This is a genomic window from Xenorhabdus littoralis, assembly GCF_033949345.1.
Classification (GTDB): Bacteria; Pseudomonadota; Gammaproteobacteria; order Enterobacterales; family Enterobacteriaceae; genus Xenorhabdus; species Xenorhabdus littoralis.
Genome location: NZ_VCDP01000039.1, coordinates 26141 through 35408, shown reverse-complemented (window position 1 = coordinate 35408; position 9268 = coordinate 26141). Strand labels below are relative to the sequence as shown.

General features: G+C 44.7%; 8 protein-coding genes. All 8 read right to left on the bottom strand.

Annotated elements, in window-relative coordinates:
• Positions 1 to 65: 65 nt before the first annotated feature.
• Positions 66 to 1559: a ribosome biogenesis GTPase Der gene (gene der, locus FE394_RS11530; protein ID WP_319926536.1), complete on the bottom strand. Its 1494-nt coding sequence runs from the start codon at positions 1557 to 1559 to the stop codon at positions 66 to 68.
• A gap of 221 nt (positions 1560 to 1780) precedes the next feature.
• Complete coding sequence (gene bamB / locus FE394_RS11525; protein ID WP_319926535.1) at positions 1781 to 2953, bottom strand: outer membrane protein assembly factor BamB; 1173 nt, start codon at positions 2951 to 2953, stop codon at positions 1781 to 1783.
• Positions 2954 to 2968: 15 nt separating this feature from the next.
• Complete coding sequence (locus FE394_RS11520) at positions 2969 to 3589, bottom strand: YfgM family protein (protein WP_319926534.1); 621 nt, start codon at positions 3587 to 3589, stop codon at positions 2969 to 2971.
• A gap of 13 nt (positions 3590 to 3602) precedes the next feature.
• Entirely contained in the window at positions 3603 to 4880 is a 1278-nt protein-coding gene (gene hisS, locus FE394_RS11515; RefSeq protein ID WP_319926533.1) for a histidine--tRNA ligase, read from the bottom strand.
• A 146-nt stretch (positions 4881 to 5026) separates the two neighbouring features.
• On the bottom strand, positions 5027 to 6148 hold the full coding sequence (gene ispG / locus FE394_RS11510) for a flavodoxin-dependent (E)-4-hydroxy-3-methylbut-2-enyl-diphosphate synthase (protein ID WP_319926532.1): 1122 nt from the start codon (positions 6146 to 6148) through the stop codon (positions 5027 to 5029).
• A gap of 143 nt (positions 6149 to 6291) precedes the next feature.
• On the bottom strand, positions 6292 to 7335 hold the full coding sequence (gene rodZ / locus FE394_RS11505) for a cytoskeleton protein RodZ (RefSeq protein ID WP_319926531.1): 1044 nt from the start codon (positions 7333 to 7335) through the stop codon (positions 6292 to 6294).
• A 149-nt stretch (positions 7336 to 7484) separates the two neighbouring features.
• Positions 7485 to 7907: a fimbrial assembly protein gene (locus FE394_RS11500; protein WP_319926530.1), complete on the bottom strand. Its 423-nt coding sequence runs from the start codon at positions 7905 to 7907 to the stop codon at positions 7485 to 7487.
• A gap of 71 nt (positions 7908 to 7978) precedes the next feature.
• Positions 7979 to 9157 (bottom strand): dual-specificity RNA methyltransferase RlmN, encoded by a 1179-nt coding sequence (gene rlmN / locus FE394_RS11495; RefSeq protein ID WP_319926529.1) that lies wholly within the window; start codon positions 9155 to 9157, stop codon positions 7979 to 7981.
• Positions 9158 to 9268 lie beyond the last annotated feature (111 nt).

Below are 9268 nucleotides of genomic sequence, written 5' to 3'. Positions count from 1 at the left end.
GCTAAAGCCATAAATAAAAAAGGGCTAAATTTAGCCCTTTCTTTATTTCAGTATTATTTAGATTATTAACGTTTCTTCAAATGCTCCATTAAACGTTTACGTTTACGGAGCTGAGTTGTCGTTAACGTATTTTTCTTGTTTGCGTAAGGATTAGCACCTTCTTTAAATTGAATACGAATCGGTGTCCCCATCACTTTTAAAGAGCGGCGGAAGTAGTTCATCAAATAACGCTTATAAGAATCCGGTAAGCTTGTTACCTGATTACCATGAATCACTACGATAGGTGGGTTATGTCCCCCTGCATGAGCGTATTTCATTTTAACCCTGCGGCCACGGATCATGGGTGGCTGGTGATCATCTTCTGCCATGCGCATGATACGAGTCAGTAAGGAAGTGTTAACACGACGAGTCGCGCTTTCATAAGCTTCCAAAATTGACTCAAACAAATTACCAACACCACTACCATGCAATGCAGAAATGAAGTGAACACGGGCAAAATCGACAAAGCCCAATCGCAGATCCAACATATCTTTAACGTGATCTCTGTTTTCCTGACTCATACCATCCCATTTGTTGACGGCAATGACCAGAGAACGACCGCTGTTAAGAATAAAACCAAGCAGGGAAAGATCCTGATCAGAAATACCTTCGCGGGCATCGACCACCAGCAACACAACATTGGCATCTTCAATCGCCTGAAGTGTTTTAATAACGGAGAATTTTTCAACTGTCTCAGTTACCTTACCGCGTTTGCGAACACCCGCGGTATCAATCAGGATATATTCACGACCATCACGTTCCATGGGGATGTAAATACTGTCGCGAGTTGTGCCCGGCATATCATAAACAACAACACGCTCTTCTCCCAGAATTCGGTTGGTTAATGTAGATTTACCCACATTTGGGCGGCCAACAATCGCAAGTTTCAGCGGCAGAGTAGTCGGATCAAATGCTTCCTCTTCTTCCTCTTCAGCAGATTTATCCAGTTCAGCTTGCTCCAGCTCAGCCCAATAAGCCGCATTGGCTTCTTCTTCTGTGAGTTCAACCTCTTCTGTTTCTTCTTTATCGGAGAAAGGCAGTAATACACGCTCAATAAGCTGTGTTACCCCACGACCATGAGAAGCAGCGATGGAATAAACATCACCCAGCCCCAATCCATAGAATTCAGCGATGGAAGTATCAATATCAATACCATCGGTCTTATTCGCGACCAAGAAGGTTGCTTTTTCACGGCTACGTAGATGTTTGGCAATCGCGTGATCTGATGGCATCAGTCCTGATCTGGCATCAACCATAAATAGAACGATATCGGCTTCTTCAATAGCCATCAGAGACTGCGCAGCCATATGTGTTTCTACGCCGTCTTCCTCCGTACCATCGATACCTCCGGTATCAATGATGATGAACTCCTGCCCTTCAACTTCTGCCCGTCCATATTTGCGATCACGGGTTAAGCCAGGGAAATCCGCTACCAACGCATCTCTGGTTCGGGTTAAGCGGTTAAATAAGGTGGATTTTCCGACATTGGGACGTCCAACCAGCGCAACAACAGGTATCATTTTTGATGCCTCATGACTAAATTTAAATCGATATCCTGCTGGAAGTGACCCATTCAATGTTGTTCACTACAATCAATGCTATTCACTACAGTCAATGTCATTCACTACAACAAGATACTAAAAAGACGAAACGGCCCCTGTTACTGTCAGCACAGGAGCCGTATAATTTGTGTTACTACGTATAACGTTATGTACGTATAGCGTTAAAACACATTCTGGAATTAGCGGGTATACAGATAAACTGTCCCGTCCTTCGCTTGTACCATTAGTTTATCACTGGCAACAACCGGACGACTCAACAGGCCAGAACCATCAACCTTATGTTGAGCCATAAATTTGCCATCAGCCATATTCAACCAATGCAGGTAACCTTCACCATCTCCGACAACCAGATAACCATTATACATTTCTGGTGCAGTCAGGTTACGGTGCAGGAGATCACTTTGCGCCCACAATGTAATTCCATCGCTCTTGCGCAAGGATAGAATACGATCATCTTGATCAACAATGAAAATATTGTCATCAGTAACAACCATATCATTCACGGAACCTAAATCACGTTTCCAGATAATCTGACCAGAGCGCATATCCATTGCCACTAAATTACCGTTATAGGCAATGGCATAAATGACATTGTTAGAAATAACCGGGGTCATATCAACATCATTCAAGCGATCTATTTCAGTCGTACCGCTCGCCTGAGAAATGCGTTGTTGCCAAATCAACTGACCTTGAGAAAGCAGAACAGCACTGATGCGGCCATTGTCACCACCGACAACTGCTGCGCCATAAGCCACAGCCGGAGCAGATTCACCGCGCACTGATAACGGAGGCGTATCCATATTAACTGACCAAGCAACAGCACCATCAGCTTCATTCAATGCCTGCAACATACCGTTGCCAGTGTGAATCAGAACAAGGCCTTCACTCACTACAGGCCGTGATAAGGCTTCACCCGCAACTGTTGATTCCCATTCGATATTACCGTTAGCCGTATCCAGTGCAATGACTTTTGCCTTTTCCGTCCCGACGTAGAGACGATCACCGGAAACAGTCAGACCACCAGAAAGTAATGCTGGCAGGCGGGAGGACAGAAGACCCGCTTTTTCCGACAAATCGGTTGCCCACAGCTCTTTGCCACTATCTATATCGAAGGCTTTGATAACACCGCTACGGTCAGCGACATAAACTGTTGATCCCTGCCAAGCAGGTGACAAATGAGAATAATAGCTCCCAATGCCACTTCCAACAGATTTATCCCAAACAGCACGAGGATTGAATTGATTTTCAACCTTCGGCAACGGTGACATTGTTACCGTATCCTGTTCGCTTGAACAACCAGCCAGCAGAACAGAAGCAACCAACCCAACCAAGAGTGTTTTTCGCAGTTGCATTAGAAGTTGACTCCCTTAGTTGGATAAATTATTAAGTTTAATTTGGATGAGATCTTTCATTGCTTGAATGCCATTCAACTCAAGCCCTTTGGAATACGCCGCACGAGCACCTGCAATATCCCCTTTTTTCGCCAGAATATCTCCACGGATATCCTCGACTACAATCTGCCAACCTTTGCCTTTAACTTGTTCCAGCGTTTTCAATGCAGCATCCGTTTTATCTTCTGCCAATTGAACCCGGGACAGGCGAAGATTCGAAAGTGCCTGCATATCTTCATCTTTCGCTTTGCCGGATGCCGCTAGCAAGTTTTTCTCTGCCGGAGCCAGATCATTCTGCTTAATTGCATGTTTTGCCAGTTCCAGCTCAGCCATCACGCCGTAGATATTATTCGTTTCGTTAGCGAACTTTTCCACCGCTTCAACGCTTTCTTTTGAATCTGACGCCAGGGATTTGTTCAAATTCTCAAATACCGCTGCCGTCTCATGCAATTGATTTGTCTGATGAGTCTGCCAGTAACGCCAGCCAATCAGTGCACCAATGCCCATAACCAAGCCAACGGCAATATATTTACCGTTAGTGGTGAAAAAACGCTTTATCGCGTCAACTTGTTCAGTTTCAGTGGTATAGACTTGCACAGAGTCTCTCTCCTTAGCCTAACAGTTCGCTCAAACGCACTGCAATCGTTTGTTGTGGCAACGTTTCTTGTTCACCATTACGTAAATCTTTCACCGTAATATTGCCAGCCTGAATTTCATCTTCTCCAAGGATCAAGGCTATTTTGGCTCCATGCTTACCTGCACGAGTCAATTGTTTCTTAAAGTTACCGCCGCCATGATTAGTCATCAGACGTAATTCAGGTAGTTGATCGCGGATTTTCTCTGCCAGAATCAATGCTGCTTGCTGACTTCCTTCACCAAAGGAAGAAAGATAAACATCAGCGACTGTCAGATCCGCAACAAAGTCAGGATTGACTTCCTGCACTAACAGAACCATGCGCTCCATGCCCATCGCAAAACCAACAGCCGGTGTTGCTTTGCCGCCCAATTGTTCAACCAGACCATCGTAACGCCCGCCTGCACAGACCGTTCCCTGTGCACCCAATGCAGATGTTACCCATTCAAAGACGGTACGGTTGTAGTAATCAAGGCCGCGAACCAAACGCTGGTTAAGGCGATATTTGATACCCACGCTATCGAGGATCTGGCACAGACCATCAAAATGTTCTTTTGATTCGGCATCAAGATAATCAAAGAGTTCCGGAGCATCATTAAGAAGTTGCTGAATTTCAGGATTTTTGGAATCCAATACACGTAACGGGTTGGTATACATACGACGCAGGCAGTCTTCGTCCAACTTCTCTTTATGCTGTTCCAGAAACGCTACCAATGCTTCACGGTAATTTTCACGGGCTTCCAGTGAACCGATGGAGTTCAGTTCAAGCGTAACATGGTCAAAAATACCCAACTCACGCCACCAACGCGCTGTCATTAAAATGATTTCAGCATCAATATCCGGCCCTTGCAGGCCGAACACTTCTGCACCCAGCTGATGAAATTGACGATAACGGCCTTTTTGTGGGCGCTCATAACGGAACATCTGTCCGATGTACCATAAACGCTGTTCCTGATTGTACAGCAGACCATGCTGGATACCGGCGCGGACACATCCTGCAGTACCTTCCGGGCGCAGGGTCAAGCTTTCGCCATTGCGGTCATCAAAAGTGTACATCTCTTTTTCGACAACATCGGTTACTTCCCCAATTGCACGTTTGAATAACGGGGTCTGCTCTACAATCGGTGTCCGAATTTCGCTGAAACCATAACCTGACAACACACGCTTCAACGTAGATTCAACTCGTTGCCAGATGGCCGTTTCGGCAGGAAGGCAGTCGTTCATGCCACGAATAGCTGGGATATTTTTTGTCACGTTTTATCTCTTATTAATATTTCAACAATGGCGTCGATTATAAAAGCGAATACTTGAAAGGTTCAATCAGCAACTTATGTACTTATATTCCTAATAGATACGAAGCCTATGCCGGCGCATGATAGCATGTGTCGGCATCAGGTATGTTACTCATCAAGCTGATTGACGCTAATCCGGTTGTTGGCATCAAGGATCGTAGCCTTGGCCCGGATCTTCGCTTCAAGTTGATCAATCAAATTTTTATTATCAAGGCGCTCTCTCTGACGAATACCATCTTCATAAAAGCCGCTTTTTGTTTTCGCACCCGTCACACCGATGGTTGAGACTTCCGCTTCTCCCGGGCCGTTTACCACACAACCGATGATGGAAACATCCATTGGTGTAATTAAATCTTCAAGGCGCTGTTCGAGCGCATTGACTGTACCGATGACGTCAAATTCCTGACGCGAGCAAGTCGGACAGGCAATAAAGTTAATGCCTCTTGAACGAATACGCAGTGATTTCAGGATATCAAAACCAACTTTAACTTCTTCCACAGGGTCTGCTGCCAAAGAGATGCGCAACGTATCACCAATCCCTTCAGACAACAAAATGCCAAGGCCTATTGAGGATTTAACCGCACCTGCTCGCGCACCACCGGCTTCGGTAATTCCCAGATGCAGGGGTTGATCAATTTTCTGCGCCAGTAAGCGATAAGCGCCAACGGCCAAAAAAACGTCCGATGCTTTAACGCTCACCTTGAATTGATCAAAGTTAAGGCGATCAAGAATATCTACATGGCGCATAGCTGATTCAACCAACGCTTCTGGTGTTGGTTCACCATATTTTTCCTGTAGATCTTTTTCCAGCGAACCGCCATTGACCCCTATGCGAATCGGAATGTTATTGTGACGGGCGCAATCGACAACTTGGCGGATACGCTCTTCATTACCGATATTACCGGGATTAATACGCAGGCAATCAACACCATATTCCGCTACCTTCAATGCAATGCGATAATCGAAATGAATATCGGCAACAAGAGGAGTATTAACCTGCTGCTTGATAGATTTGAACGCCTCAGCCGCATCCATCGTTGGAACAGAGACACGAACAATATCAACACCCACGCGCTCTAATGCCCTGATTTGATTAACCGTAGCTTCGACATCAGTTGTCCGTGTATTGGTCATTGATTGCACCGCAATAGGTGCACCATCCCCTACGGGCACATTACCGACATAAATACGCGTAGATTTACGTCTTTTTATCGGTGATTCATTATGCATTTTTTACATTACTCCCCTACATCCCTGTATTTTGTTTACAAAAATTACAACTATGCTGTGGTGAATAATACACTCTGTGATAAATAATACACACAGGCGAACATGAATTCTGATTCAATGTTCGCCAAAAGCCGTTAAAGAGTTTATTTCAGTGTCAGTTTGGCAGAAACACCCTTCTTAATGAAGGTACTCAAATCCACAGGTTTACCTTGGAATTGCACGTTCACACGGGCAGGTGCACCAATATTCAGTGAGTAAGGTAATACACCAGAAAGTTTCAGACTATCGCCCTTATTTTTCATGCCACTGAATAATATCTTACCTTTAGCATCTTTGATTAATAACCAGCATTTCCCGCTGAAATTCATTAATAACTCATTGTTGCTCACGGTATTGATACTATCCACATCAGACGACGACGGGCTAACAACCGGATTTGATCCTGCATTTGCGGATACAGAATTGGTTGTGCCTGTATTGATGGCAGACGCGGTATTTTCTGCAACTGTATTCGCTGTCGATTGATTAGCGGGTAATGGTACGGTTTTAGGCTGTGTCGTCGACACTGGCGCATTGGAAGTCACCGGAGCATTGCTGTCTGCGCCTGTGCTTTCCCCTTGTTTCGCCTGTTCTTGAGAAACCACTACAGACTGATTTCCTTTAGGGGACACTTTATCAGCCGCTGCTGCTGAGTTTCCCACATCATTCTCATCGCCATGAGTCTGGGCAATCCGGGCGCTAGATTGTTCGGCCATTGACGACAGCTCTGTTTGCTGTGCTTTGTAGTTCTGCCACCACCAGAGACCTGTCATCCCCAATAACATAATGATGACAACCCACGTTAACTTCATTAACCAACCATCACGCTTCTTGCGTTTTTTCCCCGCTGAAAAACTTTGCATCGGAGATGTTTTTATCATTTTGGCTGGCATTTGCTCATCCAAAGTGCTCAGAATTACAGATTCAGGCACTTGGACAAGTTTCGCATAAGCACGAATATATCCACGAAAGAACGTCGGTGCGATATTTGACGGGACATTATCTTCTTCAATATCACGAACAGTGGACAATTTTAGACACAAGCGATCTGCCACAATTTGCTGAGAAAGCTCAAGTTTTTCACGGGCTTGGCGCAGAATCTGACCGGCTGTCAGATTGGCTTCTTCTGGATAAGTTTCAGTCTTCATTAGCTAAGGACACTGGTACTGTTCTGGGTTAAAGAATTTACGCAAATTAAATTAGTAAGGTATCTAACTTAATTTGTGCAGCGAAATCATCTAATTACTCGGTATCACACAAAAAATGTAGCCATAAAAAAACGGTCGAACTCAGAAAATCACCGACCACAAGTGTAACTGTTTATGCTGCTTTCCATACTTTCCATGACCAATTTTCTAGCTTCTTCATCCTGTTTTTGTTCACAGAGGAAAACATAATAATAATGACGTATTACAGTATCACTTCCTGCTGCATACTGCATGGCCATTCTATAATGCTGGCTGGCGGTTTCTGGTTGACCTGCATATTGTTCATGCAGCGCCATACCCAGATGAGCCTCCGGATGACGAGGCTCAGCCAGTAAAACCTTCTGGAAATGATATTTAGCAGCCAGCAAATTCCGCTCTGCTAAATAAGCCTTCCCTAGCTGTAATCGTGTATCTATGGCAACAACCTGATGAGTGCGGCGCGTTGAGTGTTCCGCACAACCTGTTAACAGGCCAAGACAAACTATAGACCAAATTATTGATTTCCGTATCATAGCATTTTCATTTATAAGGATATGTCAAACTTCGCCAGATTTTTAACCATTAATCGATATTAAACAAAAAATTAGACTGTTTTTACCTGAATTGGTTCACCTGTCAGACGTTTTTTCATTGTACGTTTTGTTCTGTCAATCACATCGCCGGCAAGCTGCCCACATGCAGCATCAATATCATCCCCTCTCGTTTTACGCACAATGGTGGTAAAACCATGTTCCATCAGAACTTTAGAGAAACGATCAATGCGGCTATTGGAGCTGCGTCCATAAGGTGCGCCCGGGAACGGATTCCATGGGATTAAGTTGATCTTGCTCGGCGTGTCTTTCAAACATTCCGCCAATTGATGCGCCTGTTCAACACTGTCATTGACGTGATCAAGCATGACGTACTCTACGGTGACACGTCCCTGATTAGCATTGGATTTTGCCAGATAACGACGAACGCCTGCCAAGAACTCTTCAATGTTGTATTTACGGTTAATCGGTACAATGTCATCACGAATATCATCGGTAGGTGCATGCAGGGAAATCGCCAGTGCGACGTCAATCATATCACCCAATTTATCCAGTGCAGGAACAACACCAGACGTCGACAATGTCACTCGGCGTTTTGACAGGCCAAAACCGAAATCATCCATCATGATTTCCATTGCAGGTACGACATTGTTCAAATTGAGCAATGGTTCTCCCATTCCCATCATCACGACGTTAGTGATGGGACGACGACCACTGGATTTCAGCGAACCAATAATTTTCGCGGCACGCCAGACCTGACCAATAATTTCAGATACCCGCAGGTTACGATTGAAACCTTGTTGGGCAGTAGAACAGAATTTACACTCTAAAGCACATCCCACCTGAGATGAAACACACAGTGTCGCGCGTTCATCTTCTGGGATATAAACCGTTTCAACCTGCTGATCACCGACAGTAATAGCCCATTTGATCGTGCCATCAGAGGAGCGTTGCTCTTCTGCAACTTCCGGTGCTTTAATTTCAGCAACTTGTTGCAATTTCGCCCTGAGCACTTTATTGATATCTGTCATCTGCTCAAAATCGTCATAGCAATAATGGTACATCCATTTCATGACCTGATCGGCACGAAAAGGCTTTTCTCCCATATCGACAAAAAATTGACGCATTTGTTTACGGCTAAGGTCGAGTAGGTTGATTTTACCGTTTTTCTTTTCAGAAGTGACAGATACAGCGGGGGTTGAAGGTGATACGGTTTCATTAAGTTGGGACATTTTTACATCGCCTCGTTGTTACACTTTCGGCTCTGTGCTGACTTTATTTCAGCACTAAGTTTTCATGCGGTGACTGCCTGTTCAATGCTCATTCCAGCGATAGTAAATATC

Excerpts from the sequence above, each read along its gene's own strand:
- der (WP_319926536.1), bottom strand. The coding sequence starts at position 1,559 with ATGATACCTGTTGTTGCGCTGGTTGGACGTCCCAATGTCGGAAAATCC.
- bamB (WP_319926535.1), bottom strand. The coding sequence starts at position 2,953 with ATGCAACTGCGAAAAACACTCTTGGTTGGGTTGGTTGCTTCTGTTCTG.
- ispG (WP_319926532.1), bottom strand. The coding sequence starts at position 6,148 with ATGCATAATGAATCACCGATAAAAAGACGTAAATCTACGCGTATTTAT.
- rodZ (WP_319926531.1), bottom strand. The coding sequence starts at position 7,335 with ATGAAGACTGAAACTTATCCAGAAGAAGCCAATCTGACAGCCGGTCAG.
- FE394_RS11500 (WP_319926530.1), bottom strand. The coding sequence starts at position 7,907 with ATGATACGGAAATCAATAATTTGGTCTATAGTTTGTCTTGGCCTGTTA.
- rlmN (WP_319926529.1), bottom strand. The coding sequence starts at position 9,157 with ATGTCCCAACTTAATGAAACCGTATCACCTTCAACCCCCGCTGTATCT.